This is a genomic window from Secundilactobacillus kimchicus JCM 15530, from assembly GCF_001433995.1.
GTDB classification, from domain to species: domain Bacteria; phylum Bacillota; class Bacilli; order Lactobacillales; family Lactobacillaceae; genus Secundilactobacillus; species Secundilactobacillus kimchicus.
The window spans coordinates 390,362-410,257 of record NZ_AZCX01000001.1; the positions used below are offsets into that span (position 1 = coordinate 390,362).

General features: G+C 44.7%; 17 protein-coding genes. 2 read left to right on the top strand and 15 right to left on the bottom strand.

All coding sequences use genetic code 11. The annotated features are described in order from the left end of the window. Positions 1-25 precede the first annotated feature (25 nt). From uvrC to FC96_RS01995, 3 genes are all read right to left on the bottom strand, one after another. Entirely contained in the window at positions 26-1,813 is a 1,788-nt protein-coding gene (gene uvrC / locus FC96_RS01985) for an excinuclease ABC subunit UvrC (protein ID WP_056941806.1), read from the bottom strand. Positions 1,814-1,978: 165 nt separating this feature from the next. Further along, complete coding sequence (locus FC96_RS01990; protein ID WP_056941807.1) at positions 1,979-2,725, bottom strand: amino acid ABC transporter ATP-binding protein; 747 nt, start codon at positions 2,723-2,725, stop codon at positions 1,979-1,981. Beyond that, a complete protein-coding gene (locus FC96_RS01995) occupies positions 2,715-4,190 on the bottom strand; it encodes an ABC transporter substrate-binding protein/permease (RefSeq protein ID WP_056941808.1) in 1,476 nt (491 codons plus the stop codon). Before FC96_RS01995 ends, FC96_RS01990 begins: the two co-directional genes overlap by 11 nt. 201 nt (positions 4,191-4,391) lie before the next feature. Here FC96_RS01995 and FC96_RS13100 point away from each other — a divergent pair, with 201 nt between their 5' ends. Further along, positions 4,392-4,562 carry an SPJ_0845 family protein gene (locus FC96_RS13100; RefSeq protein WP_164478850.1) on the top strand — a complete coding sequence of 57 codons (171 nt, stop codon included), beginning with the start codon at positions 4,392-4,394 and terminating at the stop codon, positions 4,560-4,562. Between the two features lie 85 nt (positions 4,563-4,647). On the opposite strand, the gene argH is transcribed toward FC96_RS13100, so the two are convergent. From argH to rpsO, 10 genes are all read right to left on the bottom strand, one after another. Beyond that, a complete protein-coding gene (gene argH, locus FC96_RS02000; RefSeq protein WP_056941809.1) occupies positions 4,648-6,027 on the bottom strand; it encodes an argininosuccinate lyase in 1,380 nt (459 codons plus the stop codon). Beyond that, positions 6,024-7,322 (bottom strand): argininosuccinate synthase, encoded by a 1,299-nt coding sequence (locus FC96_RS02005; RefSeq protein WP_275452779.1) that lies wholly within the window; start codon positions 7,320-7,322, stop codon positions 6,024-6,026. The genes argH and FC96_RS02005 overlap by 4 nt, the downstream gene beginning before the upstream one ends. 188 nt (positions 7,323-7,510) lie before the next feature. After that, positions 7,511-7,798: a nucleoside triphosphate pyrophosphohydrolase family protein gene (locus FC96_RS02010; RefSeq protein WP_056941811.1), complete on the bottom strand. Its 288-nt coding sequence runs from the start codon at positions 7,796-7,798 to the stop codon at positions 7,511-7,513. Positions 7,799-7,800: 2 nt separating this feature from the next. Then, a complete protein-coding gene (gene yihA, locus FC96_RS02015; RefSeq protein WP_054659654.1) occupies positions 7,801-8,397 on the bottom strand; it encodes a ribosome biogenesis GTP-binding protein YihA/YsxC in 597 nt (198 codons plus the stop codon). A gap of 114 nt (positions 8,398-8,511) precedes the next feature. Next, complete coding sequence (gene clpX, locus FC96_RS02020) at positions 8,512-9,762, bottom strand: ATP-dependent Clp protease ATP-binding subunit ClpX (RefSeq protein WP_054659656.1); 1,251 nt, start codon at positions 9,760-9,762, stop codon at positions 8,512-8,514. A gap of 176 nt (positions 9,763-9,938) precedes the next feature. Further along, positions 9,939-11,264, bottom strand: coding sequence for a trigger factor (tig, locus tag FC96_RS02025; RefSeq protein WP_056941812.1), 1,326 nt, complete (start codon positions 11,262-11,264; stop codon positions 9,939-9,941). 195 nt (positions 11,265-11,459) lie between these two features. Next, complete coding sequence (tuf, locus tag FC96_RS02030; protein ID WP_054659658.1) at positions 11,460-12,647, bottom strand: elongation factor Tu; 1,188 nt, start codon at positions 12,645-12,647, stop codon at positions 11,460-11,462. Between the two features lie 188 nt (positions 12,648-12,835). Beyond that, positions 12,836-13,750 (bottom strand): hypothetical protein, encoded by a 915-nt coding sequence (locus tag FC96_RS02035; protein WP_056941813.1) that lies wholly within the window; start codon positions 13,748-13,750, stop codon positions 12,836-12,838. A gap of 58 nt (positions 13,751-13,808) precedes the next feature. Next, positions 13,809-15,545, bottom strand: coding sequence for a ribonuclease J (locus tag FC96_RS02040; RefSeq protein ID WP_056941814.1), 1,737 nt, complete (start codon positions 15,543-15,545; stop codon positions 13,809-13,811). A gap of 303 nt (positions 15,546-15,848) precedes the next feature. After that, on the bottom strand, positions 15,849-16,118 hold the full coding sequence (rpsO, locus tag FC96_RS02045; protein ID WP_054659664.1) for a 30S ribosomal protein S15: 270 nt from the start codon (positions 16,116-16,118) through the stop codon (positions 15,849-15,851). Positions 16,119-16,379: 261 nt separating this feature from the next. On the opposite strand from rpsO, the gene rpsT reads away from it, so the two are divergent. Continuing rightward, entirely contained in the window at positions 16,380-16,643 is a 264-nt protein-coding gene (gene rpsT, locus FC96_RS02050; protein ID WP_054659666.1) for a 30S ribosomal protein S20, read from the top strand. A 56-nt stretch (positions 16,644-16,699) separates the two neighbouring features. On the opposite strand, the gene holA is transcribed toward rpsT, so the two are convergent. Together holA and FC96_RS02060 are read right to left on the bottom strand one after the other, a co-directional pair. After that, positions 16,700-17,719, bottom strand: a complete 1,020-nt coding sequence (holA, locus tag FC96_RS02055) for a DNA polymerase III subunit delta (RefSeq protein WP_056941815.1) — start codon at positions 17,717-17,719, stop codon at positions 16,700-16,702. Then, positions 17,694-19,886, bottom strand: coding sequence for a DNA internalization-related competence protein ComEC/Rec2 (locus FC96_RS02060; RefSeq protein ID WP_056941816.1), 2,193 nt, complete (start codon positions 19,884-19,886; stop codon positions 17,694-17,696). The genes holA and FC96_RS02060 overlap by 26 nt, the downstream gene beginning before the upstream one ends. Between the last annotated feature and the right edge of the window lie 10 nt (positions 19,887-19,896).

Sequence of the window (19,896 nt, forward strand, 5' to 3'; positions counted from 1 at the left end):
TTAAATTCAAGCGGATTTTGAACAGTTAATGACTTTGCACCCCACTTAAAGTGAGATGAATTGTTGTAGCAACGGTCTCAGAGATTCCTAGACCGTGCAATTCTTCAACTGATGCCTCAGCAATTTTTTTCAGCGATCCGTACTTCTTTAACAATTTAGTTCGCGTCTTTGGCCCAACGCCTTCAATACTATCCAGTCGAGAACTCAACGCGTTTTTAGCGTGCGTTTTGCGATGGAATGTAATCGCAAAACGGTGAACTTCATCTTGTATTCGCTGTAACAGGTAAAATCCTTGTGACTTGGGGTCTAGGTGCAGTGGTGCATCGTTAACACCTGCCAACAAATCCGATGTTTTGTGCTTGTCATTTTTAACCATGGCAGCTACCGGGACCGTCAGACCTAATTCGTTTTCTAGTACATCCTTAGCAGCTTCCAATTGGATGGGACCACCATCCATCAAAATTAAATCAGGTAGCTCGGCATGTTCCTTCAGCAACCGGGTGTAGCGGCGCCGAATTACCTCGCGTGTACTTCCCGCTTCATCCGCATGGTCAACGGTCCGCAACTTGTACTTTCGATACAGGTTTTTGTTAGGCTGACCGTCTTCATACACAACCATGGCCGACACTAAATCAGCGCCTTGAATATGAGAGTGGTCAAAGGCTTCAATCCGATGACCAGGACGAATCCCAAGCGCATCCGTAATCTCGCGCATTGCCCCCGTTGTCTTTTGTTCGTCTAACGCCAACAACCGGAACTTTTCTTCTAGGACCAACCGCGCGTTTTTAGCGGCCATATCAAGCAACGCACGTTTCTCCCCACGCTGCGGCGTTCTGATGGGAACGGATATCACGGTTTCTAAGACGTCCTTAGGCAGTGACTCAGGTACCAAGATTTCCTTTGGCAAGACGTTATTTTTCTGACTGTAAAACTGCATAATAAACGTCGTCATTTCTTCAACGGCATCACTCACAATTGGAAAGAGTCGCTTTTCCCGCTTTAACAGACGGGCCTGCCGAATGAAGAAAATTTGAACCGAAAGCCAACCTTTGTCCAAATAGAAATTAAAGATATCCCGTGGCGTTTGGTCCGTCGAAATGATCTTTTGCTTCTCAACTGTCACTTCAATATAGTGCATCTGATCCCGTAATTCAGCGGCCCGTTCGTATTCTAACTTATCAGCCGCTTGATTCATTTGGGTGGTGAGATGCTTTTTAATTGCTGTCACATTTCCGTTCAAAAACGACTTAATACGCTCAATTTGTTTTCGGTACGTCGCCTCTGGCACTTCCTGAAAACAAGCACCTAAGCATTGACCCATATGGTAATACAAACATGGACGACCTTGGTAGCCGTTACACCGCCGAAGTGGATAAACCTTTTGCAGAAAATGCATCGTTTCTTCGGCTGCATACACGTTAGGATACGGGCCAAAATAATAGGCCCCATCTTTTCGCACCGTGCTGACAATTGCCATTTTGGGATCGCGTTCATTCGTAATTTTAATGTACGGGTACCCAGTACCCTGTTTAAGCTTAATGTTGTAATGGGGTTGGTGCTTTTGAATCATCGTAATTTCTAACAAAAACGCTTCTTTGTCAGTGGAAGTCACAATCGTTTCAAAGTCCGCAATTTCCGAAACGAGTCGAGCCGTCTTACCCTCATGACTGCTTTTGAAGTATGAGCGCACCCGATTTTTTAAATTTTTGGCTTTTCCAACGTAGATGATGTGCCCATTAATGTTTTTCATCATATAAATGCCAGGCATGCCGGGCAACAAGGCTAATTTATGTTCTAGATATTCTGACGCCAAGGGCGATGCCTCCGTTTCCTTTTTGTTAACCACTTATTATAACCCGAATGCACGTTTGCTTCAATCAACCCGCCTGACCATTCCAAAACAGTTTTTAAAACTAAAATGGTGGTCAACTCGTCTGCCGAGTTGACCACCATTTACTTATTACACCTTAACCCACTACTAGGCACCAATGATTTTACTAATAAAATCTTGGGCCCGTTGCGTTTGCGGGTCCGCAAAAAATGCATTTGGCTCGTTTCGTTCTTGGATATAGCCGTCCGCCATAAACCACACTTCATCGGCGACCTCTTTAGCAAAGCCCATTTCATGGGTGACCACAACCATTGTCATGCCCTCATTTGCTAGCTCTTGCATGACTTGCAGCACTTCGCCCACCATCTCCGGATCCAAGGCACTAGTTGGCTCGTCAAATAGCATGACTTCCGGATCCATTGCCAGGGCTCGGGCAATGGCGACCCGTTGCTGTTGCCCGCCAGAAAGACTAGCAGGGTACGCGTCAGCTTTTTCACCCAATCCTACTCGGTCTAATAGTTCCTGGGCCTTTTTAACGGCCTCGCCATCACTTAAATGTTTAACCCGCACAGGCGCGAGTTTTAAGTTTTCCAGCACGGTCATATTGGGGAATAGATTGAAGTTTTGGAAAACCATTCCCATCCGCTCCCGCAAGTTCATCACAGCGGATTCCTTCAACGAAACAAGATCGGTTCCTTCAAATAACACCTGGCCACTTGTTGGGCGCTCTAACAAATTTAAACAACGCAAGAACGTGCTTTTCCCCGCTCCAGATGGGCCAATGACACAGATGACCTGACCACTTTTAACCGTGCCGTCAATTTCTTTAAGGACTTCGGTATCGCCATATTTCTTTTCAAGGTGTTCAACTTGAATGATTGTTTTATCTTGCATGTTTCATCTTCCCTTCATAGTGGTTCAAGACCCGGGTTAACAGGAATGTGATGACGAAGTATATCAACATCGTGATAAAGATCGGCATAACACCACGGTAGGTATCTGCCCGGACAATGTTGGTCTGGTAAATCAAATCCGTCACACCAATAATGGAAACAATCGAACTTTCCTTAATTAGTGAAATAAACTCGTTACCAAGCGCTGGCCAAATGTTTCGAATGGCCTGAGGCAAAATGACAAACCGCATGGTATCACCCTTCGACAAGCCCAAACTCGAAGCAGCCTCCGTTTGGCCCTTAGCCACTGAATCAATCCCACTACGGATAATTTCGGCCACATACGCCCCACTGTTCAACGAAACCGCAATAATCCCGGATAGCAGTGCTGGAATGTTAACAATAATTCCAATTCCAAAATAAACAAACATCACTTGAACCATCAACGGTGTCCCACGAACAAATTCAATATAGGCCACTGCGAGACCATGCAATAATTTGTTTTTACTAAACCGCATCAGTGCTAGCAGCGTTCCTAATAGGACCCCAATCACGACTGAAACGGCAGAAATCAGTAACGTATATTCTACCCCGGTGACAAAGTAATTTGAATAATGCCACATCGTTGTGTTTTGGGTGTTGACCTTCATATACTTACCAGCATCAGCTAGGTATTGATCGGTCAAGTTATCTTTGTTGATTGTGGCAACTGACTTATTCATTGCGTTGATTAACGCATCAGAGCCTTTTTTGGCAGCAATAGCAGCGCCAACTTCATTCTTATCCAGCTTGTAACCTGAATTAATCATTGCCAAACTCTTATCATTTTTCACATAAGCTTCAGCTGAAGGCGTTTCAATTCCTAACGCGTCAATTTTGTGTGTTTTCAACGCGAGCACAAGGTCGGTAGATTTATCCATTCCCTTGACTTGAGCACCTGGAATTTTTTGCTTGGCTAAGTTGTACTGTAAGGTTCCCGTCTGAGCACCAATCTTGAGACCCTTTAAGTCTGACCGATTCTTATACTTGCCAGCATCTGTTTTGTTAATCAGAAAGCTTTGACCACCAAGATAGTAGATATCCGAAAAATCCACACTCTGCCGACGTTCAGCAGTTGGGTTGATCCCCCCAACTGCAACATCTGCTTTACCAGTTTGAATCGCCACCAGTAATGAATCAAAGTTCATACTCTTGATTTCCAACTTGACGCCAAGATCTTTCGCGACTTTCTTCATCACGTCCATATCCATCCCAATAACCTTGGATTTTCCATGAACGGTCGCTTGAAATTCATATGGCGGATAATCGGGCGACGTAGCCACGACCAACGTTCCTTTGTCCTCAACCGTTTTTAATGAATCATCTGCGGCATGGCCAGTTGTCGCCAAGCCACCCAAGAATAATAGCGTCACAGCAGCAATCAAAACTGATTGTGCTATTTTATTAAATAACCCCTTCACACGCATGACTCCCTCTCGTTAATTTTTAATAAAATCAACAATACACCTTTTTTATTCTTTATGCAATAAAATTTCTACAAAAGTTCTTTTTATACATTTAATTAGCTTATATCCACTGTTTTATACAATTCACTATTGCAATTCCGCCTTTGTCATGACTTTTAGAACAAATTCTGCTAAGATATGGGGTGATAAGGAGATGAGCCCATGGGATTAAAATTTAAGCGAGAAGATGACTTAAACGCCGAATTTGGTAAATTTGCCGAACTCGATTTAACGGACGATAAGCGAGACAAGTTCTTAAAAAAGGCCGATCACCAAGACGAAACCAAGAAAGCAAAAGAGCTAATTAAAGAACACCGCGACTACCACAAGTAAGATGGCGTCGTCATAAAAAAAGTAGAACCACATCTTGAGTCCTTTCAAGATGTGGTTCTACTTTTTTGTGTCGGTCAATTAATTGTTAGCTTAAGGCTTCTTTCGCAGCGGCAATTTGAGCCTTCACCTGATCAAAGCCAGTGCCACCCTCTGAATGACGGCGTTCGACAGCTACATCAGATTGTAGGTCGTGATAGACGTCAGCCTCGATTTGAGGGGCAGCCTGTTGAAGGGTCTCTAACGACATATCTTGTAAATTCTGATGCGTTTGGATCCCTTTTAAAACAAGTTGACCCACGATCCCATGGGCTTCCCGGAACGGAACGCCCTTCGCCGCCAAATAATCGGCAAGTTCCGTGGCGTTTGAAAAGTCGTTTTCCGTAGCCTGTTGCATCCGCTCCTTGTTCACATGGACCGTTTGTAACATTCCATTAAACACTTTAAGGGCAGGCAACACGGTTTTAACCGTATCAAATACCCCTTCTTTGTCCTCTTGGAGATCCTTATTATAGGCGAGCGGGAGCGACTTCATCGTGGCTAGTAAGCCCATTAAATGCCCGTAGACGCGACCACTCTTTCCTCGAATCAGTTCCGCCATATCCGGGTTTTTTTTCTGCGGCATAATTGAGCTTCCAGTTGTATAGGCATCACTAAGTTCTAAGTACTGGAATTCATGACTGACCCACATACTCAATTCCTCGCAGAACCGGGACAGATGCATCATCAAAATGGCACTATTGCTTAAAAACTCCAGTGCAAAGTCACGATCGGATACAGCGTCTAACGAGTTAGCATAAACCGAGGCAAATCCCAGTTCATTTGCCGTAAACTGGCGATCAATTGGAAAGGTCGTGCCGGCCAAGGCCGCAGCTCCCAACGGCGAAACATCGGTGTGTACCTGATTAAACTCGAAGCGCTCCTTATCGCGCTTAAGCATCTGATAGTACGCCATTAAATAGTGACCGTAAGAGATGGGCTGGGCATGTTGTAGATGCGTGTAGCCAGGCATAATCGTCGTCACATTTTGTTCAGCTAACGAGACCAGCGTTTTTTGGATTGTGGTAATTTCATCGATGACTTGAGGTAACCGATTTTTAACGTACAAATGAAAATCAGTGGCAACCTGATCGTTTCGGGACCTTGCCGTGTGAAGCTTACCCGCAACAGCGCCGATTCGACTGGTGAGTAAACTTTCGATATTCATATGAATGTCTTCATTTTCAACAGTAAAGGTGAGCTTGCCGGCAGCTAAATCCGTTCGCAAGCCTTCCAAACCAGCAATGATTTCATCACTATCAGTTGCCGATAAAATCCCGGTGTGTTTCAGCATTTTAACATGCGCCAGGGATCCCTCAATATCTTCTTCAGCCATTAACTGGTCAAATGAAATTGAGGCGCCAAACTGATCAACCCAGGCTGCCGCTTGTTCTTGAAACCGGCCACCCCAAAGTTTTTTGGTACTCATTTTGAACCTCCCGCATGTTCTTTTTCGTTCGTTTTAACAGCCACTTTGACCTGGCTTTTCCCTTCAGTTACCGCTTTAACAAACGCCGATTGCTGGTTTTTCATCTTAACTTGTGAGTAAACGGTTGTTGGCAAGCCCCAGAGTTTAATAAACCCAACGGCTGCTTCTTGATCGAAGGAATCGGAGGCTGTGTAGGTCGCTAAATCCTTGTCATACAGTGAGTAATCAGACTTCCGACCGAGTACGGCAACGTTGCCCTTAAACAACTTGACCCGAACAACGCCGTTAACCAACGTTTGCGTAGACGCAATAAACGCCTTCATTGCATCCATCAGTGGTGAGAACCACAGCGCATTATAGATCATTTCACTGACTTGTTTTTCAATCACCGGCTTAAAATGAGCTAAATCCCGCTCAAAAGTTAAGTCTTCCATCGCTTTGTGGGCCTTCAATAAAACGGTGGCCGCTGGTGCTTCATAAACCTCCCGCGACTTAATACCGACTAACCGGTTTTCGATATGGTCAATTCGGCCGATACCATGTTCGCCAGCCAGTGTATTCAAGGCTTGAATCAAGTCCGCAAAACCCATTGATTGACCATCTAACGCAACCGGCTTACCAGCCTCAAATGTAATCTCAACCGTCGCTGGCGTGTCCGGCGTTTTTTCAATTGGGTTTGTAATGGCAAACGCATCTTCTGGCGCCTCGACCCACGGATCCTCAAGAACACCCGCTTCGTTAGCCCGGCCCCAAATATTTGCATCAATAGAGTAAGGAGAGTCTAAATCAATCGGGATCGGAATATTATGTTCTTTAGCGTATTCGATTTCTTCTTCCCGTGACCAGTGCCAGTCCCGAACTGGACTTAATACCTCTAAGTTCGGGTTCAACGCGTGGATTGCCACTTCAAACCGGACTTGATCGTTCCCCTTACCCGTGCAACCATGGGCAACAGCCACTGCGTTTTCCTGTTGCGCAACCTCCACTAGTTTTTTACTGATTAGCGGCCGCGATAAGGCGGAAATCAATGGGTATTCACCTTCATAAAATGCGTTGGCTTGAAGCGCGACCAAAGCATAATCGTCAGCGAATTCATCTAATCCATCAACCACATACGCTTTAATAGCCCCAACATTGAGCGCTTTTTGCTTGATAAAATCGAGGTCTTTTCCTTCTCCAACGTTAATGCAAAGCGCCACCACGTCGTAGCCCTTATCCTTTAACCATGCAATCGCAACTGATGTATCTAAGCCCCCTGAATAAGCAAGAACAACTTTTTTATTTTCTGTCATAATAATTCCCTCTCATTTCTAATTCAAACTTAATGGTACAAAGATTAACACTAGTATTCATATAATGCAACAGTTTTTTGTTCTTTATACACTATTTAGTGTTTTATTAGGTTTAATATACATTAAGATTGAAAATAACCCCAAAATAAAAACTGACGATTGCTAAATAATCGTCAGTTTCAAGTTGGGCTTTAATTTTTAGTTGGATACCGTTTACTTAATCGTTCAATATTATCTTTCGCAACATCATCAAACGAAATATCTGCCCATTGCGCGACTTGGGAGAGATACCAGAGCACATCTCCCATTTCTTTCGTTAACTCATCACGGTTTAACTCATGATTTTGAAACGTATATTTTTTAACAAGATCAATCACTTGACCGGTTTCGCTAGAAAGGCCAAGAGCACAATTGGTTAAAACTTGCTCAGTTCCCAATAGCGTGCGGTTTGCGGCTTGTTGATAGTCATTAAATTCCATGATTACTGATCCTCTCTAATCGTGTGAGCTTCTATCCAATCCCACACCTCGTCCTTACCCGTTTTTGTTTGGGCTGAAAAGGCCACCAACGTGTCGCGTGGCAAAATATTCAAGGTTTTCTTGACCATGCTCAGTTGTTTATTCCACTTACCTCGAGCAATTTTATCCATTTTTGTGGCCACCACCAGCACTGGGATTTCGTAATAACTCAACCAAGTATACATCTGTTGGTCATCTGCCGTGGGCTCATGGCGCCCGTCAACGAGCGAAATCACCCCTTTTAAGGTGTCGCGTTGGGTCAAATAAGTTTCAATCATCTGCCCCCATTTTTCGCGTTCCTTTTTGGATACCTTGGCGTACCCGTAACCTGGAACGTCAACAAAATATAGTTGATCTTCCACGTGATAAAAATTCAACGTTTGCGTTTTACCAGGTTGACTGGATGTTCGCGCGTAACTCTTCCGATTGATCAAAACGTTCGTCAGTGAGGATTTTCCCACGTTAGAACGGCCCACAAAGGCAATTTCTGGGTCGCCCGTTGTCGGATACTGCTCCGGCGCGACCGCACTCATGACAAGTTCAACGTTATGGACTTCCATCGTGACCCTCCTTTTATTTCGCACTTTCTATCTTATCATGGAACGAGGCACACGCCTACACTCCCAGCTTTGATTGCACAAAAAAACTGGCCAGCAATGCTGACCAGTGTGGAACTAAGACGCTTTTTGATCCTTTAAAATTAACGCTGGTTCTTGATGATCGCGAACCGTTTCCCCGGTCACAACAACCTTTTTAACATCGTCGCGGCTTGGTAAATCAAACATGATATCACGCATCACGTCTTCAATAATTGACCGAAGACCACGAGCCCCGGTGTTACGAGCTAACGCTAATTTAGCCATCTCACGCAGTGCATCGTCTTCAAACTCAAGCTCAACGCCGTCAAGCGAAATCAATTTTTGATATTGTTTCACTAAAGCGTTCTTAGGTTCAGTCAAAATTCGAACAAGGTCATCTTCAGACAACTTTTCAAGAGCTGTCAAAATTGGTAACCGACCAATGAATTCTGGAATTAAGCCAAATTCGAGCATGTCTTCAGGAATAACCCGTTGCATCAAACTTTCGTTATCGTTAATTGGCTGGTGATCAGAGTCTGCTCCAAAACCGATTGTTTTATCGCCTAAACGATTCTTGACGATTGTTTCGATGCCGTCAAAAGCCCCACCAACGATAAATAAAATATTGGTGGTATCAATCTGAATAAACTCTTGTTGGGGATGCTTTCGACCACCCTGAGGTGGGACGTTAGCCGTGGTCCCTTCAAGAATCTTCAAGAGGGCTTGTTGAACCCCTTCACCGGAAACGTCTCGTGTAATCGACACGTTCTCAGATTTCTTCGCAATTTTATCGATTTCGTCGATATAAATAATGCCTTTTTCAGCACGCTCAACATCGTAATCGGCATTTTGCAATAACTTAAGCAAAATGTTTTCAACGTCTTCACCCACGTAACCAGCCTCTGTCAAGGTGGTGGCGTCAGCAATGGCGAACGGAACATTCAAAATACGCGCCAACGACTGTGCCAGGTAGGTCTTACCTGAACCAGTCGGTCCAATCATGGTAATGTTACTCTTTTGGAGTTCTGGACCCTCACTGTTCGCATTAGCCATTTCGTTAACTCGCTTGTAATGGTTATAAACAGCGACTGACAGCGTTCGCTTAGCCTCTTCTTGGCCAATCACGTAGTCGTTTAAAGTATCAACAATTTGTTGTGGGGTGGGCACATCAAAAGTAGTTTGCGCATTCTCTTCGCTAAACTCTTCATCAATGATTTCCTTACATAAATCAATACATTCGTTGCAGATGTAGACACCTGGTCCGGCCACGATTTTCTTAACTTGATCCTGGGACTTGCCACAGAACGAGCAATTTACGGGGCCGTTAATGTCAGTGTTTTCAAACAAATAGAGTCACCCCTTCATAGTGAGTGCGTTAAGTTATTGGATCTTAACTTCAAGATACTATACCACAGACTAATGGAATACAAAAGAAATTAGCCCAAGGGACGATAAGGGCCCAAGCGGAACCGGTGATGAGACCGATTCTTCTTGGACCCTCTTCATCTCAACGCCAGAATTGCTTACTTGCTTTCCTTGTCGTCTTTATCGTCTTTTTTAGCTTTTGCATCTTGCTTAGCTGAATCGGTAATGACAGCTACGGCGTTTTTAACCGCAATATCGTGCTTGAGCATGTCATCCGTTAAAGCAGAACGAACAGCACTTTCTTCCATGCCGTATTGACCAGCTAAATCTTTAACTTCAGCCTGAATTTCGTCTTCAGTAGGTTCAATCTTTTCAGCTTCAACAACGGCTTCAAGAACTAAGTTAGTCTTTACCCGACGTTCTGCATCGGCAGCGAACTGCTTGTGCAAGTCGTCTTCAGTTGTTCCAGTCAACTGGAAGTACATCTTAGGGTCAATTCCTTGTTGTTGCATGTTGGCCAAGTATTGATCCATTTGACGGTGAATGTCATCTTCCATCATAGCTTCTGGAATGTCCTTAATCTCTGCATTGTCAACGGCTTGGCCAATGGCATCGTCTTCAATGGCATCGTGGGCTTCCTTAGTCTTTTGTTCCTTCAACTCGTCTTTAATCTTAGCCTTTAATTCTTCAAGGCTGTCGACTTCTTCATCAACGTCCTTAGCAAATTCATCATCCAACTTTGGTAATTCCTTTGCTTTCACTTCATGAATCGTCGTCTTAAAGGTTGCTTCTTTGCCTTGCAATTCTTCAGCTTGGTAGTCTTTAGGGAAGGTAACCTTCACTTCGACATCCTCGCCTGCTTTGTGACCAACTAATTGATCTTCAAAACCCGGAATAAATGAGCCTGAACCCAACTCAAGTGAGTAGTTATCAGCCTTACCACCGTCAAATTGCTTGCCATCAACGTAACCATCAAAGTCAATCACAACAGTGTCGCCCTCAGCAGCAGCTTGGTCTTCTTTCAAGACAAGTTCAGCTTGTTGCTCTTGCATTGATTCAAGGCGAGCATCGACGTCCTTAGCGTAAACTCGAGTGTTTTGCTTAGGAACTGAAAGGCCTTTGTAATCGCCCAATTTAACATCAGGTTTAACGGTCACAACCGCCTTTAAAACCCAAGGCTTGTCCTTGTCCATTGATTCAACGTTAATTTCTGGTTGATCTACTGGTTCAATGCCGGCCTCTTCGATTGCCTTAGCATATTCATCTGGTAAAACGATGTTTAAAGCATCTTGGTACAATGCTTCTTCACCATACATCTGGTTGAAGATTTGACGCGGAACTTTACCCTTCCGGAAACCTGGAACTTGTAAGTTTTTTTTGGTCCGGTCGAATGCTTTATCCAAACCGTCTTTGATTTGATCATAAGCAATTTCAAAAGTCAGTTCGCCTTTATTAGCGTCCTTCTTTTCCCATTTTGCAGCCATTATTTTCCCTCCGAATTAAATATCTATTCGAATACGTTCATATTCAAATTGCGTACAGACTTTAGTTTACCGTATCAGTCATAAAAAGTAAAACAATTTCGGCAAAAATCGCGGTCCCTCGCGTATTTCACTGTCTCAAAATAAAAAGCCCGCGGGTTTCCCCTCGGACTTTCTACCGGATATTAATCGTGTGTGTTAGTCCATGATTTCTGAAACAACACCGGCACCAACAGTGTGGCCACCTTCACGAACAGTAAACTTAGTACCCTTTTCAATGGCAGCTGGTGCAATCAAGTCAACTTCGAAAGTGACGTTATCGCCAGGCATAACCATTTCAACGCCATCTGGCAATTCAATAACACCAGTGATATCAGTGGTGTGGAAGTAGAATTGTGGACGGTAGTTTGAGAAGAATGGCGTATGACGGCCACCTTCTTCTTTAGAAAGGATGTAGACTTCACCCTTGAACTTCTTGTGAGTTTGGATCGAACCTGGCTTTGCAAGCACTTGGCCACGTTCAACTTGTTCACGGTTAACACCACGAAGAAGTACACCAACGTTATCGCCGGCTTCACCAAATTCAAGCGTCTTACGGAACATTTCCAAACCAGTTACGGTACTCTTAAGAACTTCTTCCTTAAGACCAACGATTTCAACTTCGTCACCGACCTTAACAGTCCCACGGTCGATACGACCTGAAGCAACAGTCCCACGACCAGTGATCGTAAAGACGTCTTCAACAGGCATCAAGAAAGGCTTGTCGTTGTCACGTACTGGCGTTGGGATGTATTCATCGACAACGTCCATCAAGTGTTCGATAACCTTAGTTTGTTCTGGGTCGCCTTCGAGAGCTTTCAGAGCTGAACCGCGGATAACAGGAATGTCATCACCAGGGTAATCGTATTCTGAAAGTAACTCACGGACTTCCATTTCAACCAAGTCAACCAATTCATCATCGTCAACTAAGTCGGTCTTGTTTAAGAATACAACAAGGTATTCAACACCAACTTGGCGAGCCAAAAGAATGTGTTCACGAGTTTGTGGCATAGGACCATCAGTTGCGGCAACAACTAAGATGGCACCATCCATTTGAGCGGCACCAGTGATCATGTTCTTGATGTAGTCCGCGTGTCCTGGGGCGTCAATATGTGCGTAGTGACGCTTTTCAGTTTCGTATTCAACGTGGGCAGTGTTAATCGTGATACCACGTTCACGTTCTTCGGGTGCCTTATCAATGTCAGCATAGTCTTCGGCTTTAGCCAAACCTTTGTCAGCTAAAACCTTAGTGATTGCTGCAGTCAAAGTGGTTTTCCCATGGTCAATATGGCCGATAGTACCAATGTTTACATGGGGCTTGGTTCTTTCATATGTTTCCTTTGCCATTAATGAAACCTCCTGTATTTTTCACAAAGATTATGCCGACGGAAACCGTCGACACCCTTTAGTGACAATTATACTACTTCTCCTCGAAAAGGTAAATCGAGAATCCCTCAAGAAGAATCCTTAAACATTATATAGATTGAACGAATGTTTGTAAACTATAAAATACCGATTTCTGAAAAAGAATTCGACTAACTTTGCATTGCTTGTGTCAAAGCCGCTAGTTTTTGTCGCCATGCCGTCATTGACTCGTCTTCCGCTTTCGGCCGACCCGGTGTTTTCGATGGGCCATCTAAACTCTGACTAGCCGCGGCCACCCACCTTTCAGGGCTGGTGACAACGTCATCAATAAACGGATACAGCAACGTCAAATTAACCATTTCGCCTTCTAATAAGGCCACTAATAATCCCGGATCAGTTCCCCGGCGCGATAAGGTTTCCAGCAATCGCTCTTGAACTTGCCTAACGGTCGGCTGTTCATCAAAATCTGTCAGTTGGCTGGGCACAATTTCCCGCGGTTCACCAATCAGCCACTGAAACCTAACCGGCTTATCAAATCGGAGCTTTTGCAAATCTTGAAGTAGCGTTACCCGAATGATGGGCGTCACAAATGGATCTACCAACAAGTGTTGGGTGGCTGTGAGCCACTCCTTGAGAGGTAGTTGTTTCCCCCGCTCATACCGTTCACGCTGTCCAGCAATGGATTCCGTGGCCAACTGATAAAACGCTTGATAGGCAGCTTGGAATCCCACCTGTTGTCGGTGGTGCTGTTCCGCCATATTAATTTGTTGATTGGCGGCTTGCTTCATAGCTGAATTCGTTACCGTCGCCGCTATCTGGTTTGCCATTAGTAACTGGTCATTTTCCAACACAACCGTCATCAAGAACTGAAAGTGATCCGCATCTGATAAGTAACTATCCGGTGCTTGCAAAACGACTTCAAACGCATACGCTGCATCTCCTAACGACATTAAGCTACGGGCTAATAAGTGGTTGATTTTAGCGCTGGGACGGGTCTGATAAATCGCTTCATAACGTTGGACAGCGGTTTGCCAGTCCCCGTCTTTAAACGCCTGATTTGCTTGGGCTAATGGTCGGTCATCCATCGTTTTCCTCCCCACGAAAAAGCCGTTCCTCAGCGACAGCTCGGAACGACCCTTCAACTTATTTTTCCACTTTCGGTGCGGCCTCCGACTGACTCTTTTTCTTTTTGCCCTTAGGCTTTTTACGTCGTGGGTCGACTTCCATAATCACCGGTAAGATAACTGGATGCCGCCTTGTTTGTTCAAATAGGTACCGGTTCAGCTTTTCGCGGACGTCCTGTTTCAAATGAGTCCAGTCAAACTCTTTGTTATCCAAGTTGTCTTGGACCGTTTTAGTCACAATATCCGCACTTTCCCGCATCAAGTCCTTATTTGCTTTAACGTAAACAAAGCCACGGGACGTAATCTTAGGTTCCGAAATAATCTGTTTCTTCTTGTGGTCAATTGTGACAACGGCCACAAAAATCCCGTCTTCTGATAACACTTTACGATCCCGTAACACGATGTTTCCGATATCGCCAACACCAATACCATCAATCATCGTGTTGCCAACCTCAATACTGCCACTCAAGACCATATCGTGACCATCATAGACTAATTGATCACCCTTAGCCGTTAAGAAGATGTGGTCATCATCCATCCCCACTTCCAAGGCAGCTTCACGGTGTGCCTCTAACAAGCGGTATTCACCTTGAACTGGAATGAGGTAGGTCGGATGGAGCAAGTTCAACATCAATTGAAGGTCCGTTTTGCTGGCGTGTCCCGAGGAATTTAATTCATCCGAAATGGCCTTAACCTCAGCGCCGGCGCGATAAATCATGTCCCGGGTTTTGGCAACCGTCGTTTCCATCGCGTGCGACGGTGTCGTGGTGATAAACACCAAATCACCAGGCTCGATGGACGGGCCCTTTTCTTGCTTGTTAGCCATCCGTTGAAGGGCCTTAATTGGTTCGCCCATCTTCCCGGTTTGCACAATGACAATTTGTTCTGGCGCCAATTTTTCTAACTGTTCAGCATTAATCAACAAATCGTCTTCAGGTAAGACCAATTTGTTTAAGCGCATTGCCGTATCCACGATTTTTTCAATATCACGGCCGGTCAATAACACCTTTCGGTTTGTCTTGGCAGCTGCATTAAAGACCTGTTGCATTCGCAAAATGTTCGACCCAACGCTAGCCACAATGATTCGCCCATTCTGATAGTTGAACGTTTCGGACACGTAGTCGTAAATATCACGCTCGGTGGCCGTCTCATTTGGATTCTCCGCATTAGCTGAATCGCTTAACAATGCTAATACACCATCTTTGCCAATTTCCGCAAGCCGGGCATAATCCGTTTGAAAACCGTGGACTGCCGTCTGGTCAAATTTAAAATCACCAGTATAAACAATGCTACCCGCGGCCGTCTTCAAAACAACCCCAAAGGATTCTGGAATCGAGTGCGTCGTCTTGAAGAACGAAGCAGTCACGTCTCCAAAATCAATTTCAGTGTTGGCATCGACCACGTGAAAATCATCAAAATCCTTCACATTAGCATCGTTTTGGACGTTTAACTTGGCTAACTCGATTGTTAACTCAGAACCAAAAACCGGGACTTTGAACTCCTCAAGAAAATACGGTAAAGCGCCAATCGCATCGGCATGCCCGTGAGTCAAGAAGACCCCCACGATTCGGTCTGCGTTTTCCTTTAAGTACGTGTAATCAGGGATGACAATATCGATCCCTAATAGCTCATTTTCTGGATACTGTAACCCACAATCCATCACGTAAATGCCATCATTCACATCAACTAAATACATGTTCTTACCGTTTTCACGGACACCGCCAAGCGGCATTATTTTTATGCTAGTCTGTTCCATAATTCACCTCAAACAAATTTACTCAATCTCCCCGTAAAAACGCCGTTACATCAAACGGGTCGCTTTTGCCAGGTCATTGTTATCCCCATCGTTTCTGGGGGCCGACTACAAACTGGTTACAGTTTATCATACTTTTATTGAAACTCCTACTTTCAGCCAATAAATTATACTAACTCGCTTGGCATCGTGATTCGCTAGTTTTGCCCGGCTTGAATCACAATGAAAAAAGCCCCCGCAAAATTGCAGGGACCCTCTGAGAAAATAAAAAAAGCGCCCAGTAGCTGAGCGCTTTGATTGCTTGAATTAACGACGCAGACCCAAGCTTTGGATCAAGTCACGGTAACGTTGAATGTCAGTCTTACGAAGGTAAGCTAACAAGTTACGACGGTGACCGATCTTCTTCATCAACCCACGTTGTGAGTGGAAGTCTTTTTTGTGTTCTTTCATATGCGTGTTCAATTCGTTAATGTCGGCAGTCAATACCGCGATTTGAACTTCAGCAGAACCAGTGTCGCCATCATGACGAGCATACTGCTTCATAATTTCGTTTTTCTTTTCTTGACTAATAGCCATGAGAAATCCCACCTTAAAAAATATTTTGTCCGCCTGTCACCGGGTAACCGTGAGATGAGATCGCGAATCACTAAGTGAAGGCAATTAAGAACGTTTTTAATTGTACCTGAATCCTTTCTAAATAACAAGCACTGCTTATCAAGTAATTTTACTTGTCATTTGTCATTCCAACGGTTGCAATCACCTGCTTTGTTTTGTATAATAACATTCGTTGAAAAAAATTACGATAGCCATCTGGCTTCTCGCATGGAGGTGAACCAAATGCCAATTATCAAATCTGCAATCGAACGTGCCAAGACCAACGTTAAGTCAAACAAACGTAACGCTGCTCAATTAAGCACGATGCGGACAACTGTTAAAAAGTTTGAAAAAGCAGTGACCAACCACGATAACAACGCCGCTGAATTATACAAGGCTGCTTCTAGTGCCGTTGATCGCGCCGCTTCAAAAGGTTTAATCAAAACCAACAAAGCTTCCCGCGACAAGTCACGGATGGCTGCTCGGTTAGCAAAAGCTAACGCCTAACACTTAATTGAAACAATCAAAAAGGACCGATTCGATCGAATCGGTCCTTTTTGTGTCTAAGCTGCTTGACTAGCATACTTTAACATAAACAATTCAAATAGTGTCATGGGATCTTGACTAGTGGATTTTAGGTCCTTCTCAATCTCAATCAGCCCTAGGTAAGCCCGCTTCAGGTTTACCTGTTGCAAGTGCCGCAAGCTCTGAAGCGCTAATTTCACACGGTACGGGTGAACCTTAAGTGTCGATGCAATGGTGCCTTGGCTATAGCCATTTCTAGCAAGGATCTGACACTGAATTAATAATCGGAATTGGCTCACCAACACTGCGTTAATTCTTAGCGGTTCCTCCTTAGTTAGAATCAGCCCCCGATACAGGGTTAACGCCGCGTTAATTTTTTTGGCCATCACCGCATTGACCAAATCAAAGACGTTTTGATCCAATGTTTTGGTCACTAATTCCCCAACTACCGAACTTGTAATGATCTTGGTGTCATAACAAGCTAATTCCAACTTGGGGAGTTCGTTCATCATTAGGGTTAAATCACCACCAGTTCGTTGCTGCAACTGTTCGAAAGCCGGATCGTCGATCGTATAGCCATCAACCGCTAATCGATCCGCCAACAAAGTTTGGATTTGACGCTCCCCAAGTGCCTCAAGCGCCACAACCTCAGCTTGTTTTTTGAGGGTTTTGACCAATTTTTTTCGACTATCTAGTTTTCCAGTGACAAAAATGACCACAACACTGGTCGGCTCGGGATGTTCAATATACTGCAACAGCCCATCAATATCATGATCGACTTTACCGCCCTTCTCAGTGGTTAAAAACGTCGCACGGTCGATAAAAACCAACCGACGTTCGCCAAAAAACGGGGCTGACATGGCATCATCTAGCGCCTGAGCAACTGGCGTTGTTTCCATATCGTAAGTCACGAAATTCATAGTTTGTTCACTTTCTGGAACCAGCGCGCGAAACGCCTGTCGCAATTGGTTAGCCAGATAAGGTTGATTGCCCGTCACTAAATAAAGTGGGCGCGGCGTTTGTTTTTTTAGTTCAGAAAGAACGGAAACGTAAGTCACTTCCGGGTGCCTCCTTTAAATACGATTGCCATTTTCCTGAATGACCACTCGTGTATTGATAACGTATCATTCCGTTCACTTGAGTATTATAATATGGAATCTGTTGCTGGGAAAGCATCGTTAAGGTTTCTTGATTTGGATGCCCATACCGATTCTTCCGGCCAGCTGAAATAACGCTAAGACTCGGATGTAGTTGGGCAACCACAGCTGGGTCTGAGGAAGTTTTACTCCCGTGATGACCCAGCTTCAATACATCCGTCTGCAGTCCGGGATAGTGCGTCATAATTTCACGCTCGCCTTCCCGGCCTAGGTCACCGGTAAATAAAAACCGAAGTTGCCCAAATTGACCGTGCAGAACCATTGAATCCTGATTTTCACCCAACCCGGCTTTGAATGGGTGGACCACCTTAAATCCAGTCGTGCCAATGGCATCACCCGCTTTAACCGGGATGATCCGTAGCCGCGTTTTAAATGCCGCTAGTCGCCGCATAAACTGAGGGTTCTGATCCATGCCAAGCGGAATATACAACGTCTTAACGCGTAATGTTGACAAAACGGGGACAATATCCCCAACATGGTCGGCATCTTGATGTGACAAGCACAAGGCATCCAAGTGGCCAATGCCCAAGCTTTTTAAGTAGTTAAGACTAACTTTTTCAGCTCGAGTCCGACCATGACTAATTCGACCCCCAAACTGTGGTTTGCCGCCAGTGTCGATCATAATAATTTGACGGTTGAAGGGCGTACGAACCAGAAAACTGTCACCCTGTCCAATATCAAAAAACGTGACTTCACCCGTTTTAGGAAAGTGAATCAGCATAAACATGACGACGTAACACCCCACCAAGCTAGTGACCAACCACCGCCTTTTTTTAGCTGCCAGGGTCACAAAAGTCAAAATGAGTGTCCCCGTTAACAACCAAATTGAGGGTTTCCCAAATAACACCATTCCTGGCAGTGCAGCCAGTTGGTCTAGTCCCCAGTTAAAGCCCGCCAAGGCCCTATCCGTCACCATCGCAATACTTGGAACCATTAGTCCCAAGATTCCGGCAAGAAGCGTCAGTGGGAAAACCACCCACGAAAAAATCGGCAAAATCAATAAATTAGCTAACAGTGTCAAGGCGTGCCACTGATAAACATGAAAGATAATAACGGGCAGGCTGACCAGATTCAAAAATAGCGTCCTCACCATCAACGACTGTTTGGCCGTGAAGATTAGGGTTAACGCTAAAAGATAACTTAACTGCCCCCCCATCTGGACCAGGAGGGCAGGATGACAACCAAGGCCTACCAATAAACTAATCCCAAAAACGGTCAGTGGTGTCCAGGACCGATGCCCAGCCTCCGCTATTAATCCGAGAAAGGCTACCAAAATGGCCCTCAACAAACTCGGGGCAGCCCCTGCCATTAGGTAATAATGGGGCAACGCCAGCATCAATAGCCAAATTGCAACTCGACGAGGTACCCGGCAGCCATTTAAAATTGCAGAAAATAAACCAATGACCCAGTAAACGTGAAATCCAGAGATACTGAATAAGTGAATGAGGCCCAAATCTGTGACTGATTTTAATTCATCATAAAAGTTGTCAGCTCGATATCCCAGAAACAACCCTTGAACGTACAGCCTTAGGGTCTTCGGTAACTGATTACTCAATCGAATCATCCAAGCACGCACGCCGTGGCAAGCGTTTTGCCACCACTGAACAGGCGTTGTTGCCTGAGCATTAGCAATCACTGTAAATCGAGTAATTTTTAGATCATTCATTATCCCGTTTTGGGCTTGATAGCGCTGATAATCAAATTCATTCACATTTGTCGCTTTCGGGATATCTGCAACGTCTGCGATCACCGAAATAACCATCGTCTGGTGACGATTTTCAAGAGGCGACTGTAAACTGTCTTCTGGCAAAAAATAAACCGCATCTACGGGTTGGCCATTAGGTAGGTGGGCTTTAAGTTGCAGACGCCCATCGCGCTTAGTCAGCTCGTCTGGTTGAACCGTTAAATTAAGTGCTTGGTTGGCAGCGCTGGGTAACGCACGACTCAAAACTTGCTGCTGTCGAAATGAAAACCAACCCGCAAACCCAACGCCCACCAATAAACAAATGATTAAAATTTGCCGGTTTCTTAAACAAATGATTCGAATGCTCCACAGTATCAATAACACTACACAAACC

Bases quoted from the DNA above. Each gene is read 5' to 3' on its own strand.
- FC96_RS01990 (WP_056941807.1), bottom strand. From the start codon at position 2,725: ATGCAAGATAAAACAATCATTCAAGTTGAACACCTTGAAAAGAAATAT.
- FC96_RS01995 (WP_056941808.1), bottom strand. From the start codon at position 4,190: ATGCGTGTGAAGGGGTTATTTAATAAAATAGCACAATCAGTTTTGATT.
- FC96_RS13100 (WP_164478850.1), top strand. From the start codon at position 4,392: ATGGGATTAAAATTTAAGCGAGAAGATGACTTAAACGCCGAATTTGGT.
- argH (WP_056941809.1), bottom strand. From the start codon at position 6,027: ATGAGTACCAAAAAACTTTGGGGTGGCCGGTTTCAAGAACAAGCGGCA.
- FC96_RS02010 (WP_056941811.1), bottom strand. From the start codon at position 7,798: ATGGAATTTAATGACTATCAACAAGCCGCAAACCGCACGCTATTGGGA.
- yihA (WP_054659654.1), bottom strand. From the start codon at position 8,397: ATGGAAGTCCATAACGTTGAACTTGTCATGAGTGCGGTCGCGCCGGAG.
- tig (WP_056941812.1), bottom strand. From the start codon at position 11,264: ATGGCTGCAAAATGGGAAAAGAAGGACGCTAATAAAGGCGAACTGACT.
- tuf (WP_054659658.1), bottom strand. From the start codon at position 12,647: ATGGCAAAGGAAACATATGAAAGAACCAAGCCCCATGTAAACATTGGT.
- FC96_RS02035 (WP_056941813.1), bottom strand. From the start codon at position 13,750: ATGGATGACCGACCATTAGCCCAAGCAAATCAGGCGTTTAAAGACGGG.
- FC96_RS02040 (WP_056941814.1), bottom strand. From the start codon at position 15,545: ATGGAACAGACTAGCATAAAAATAATGCCGCTTGGCGGTGTCCGTGAA.
- rpsO (WP_054659664.1), bottom strand. From the start codon at position 16,118: ATGGCTATTAGTCAAGAAAAGAAAAACGAAATTATGAAGCAGTATGCT.
- rpsT (WP_054659666.1), top strand. From the start codon at position 16,380: ATGCCAATTATCAAATCTGCAATCGAACGTGCCAAGACCAACGTTAAG.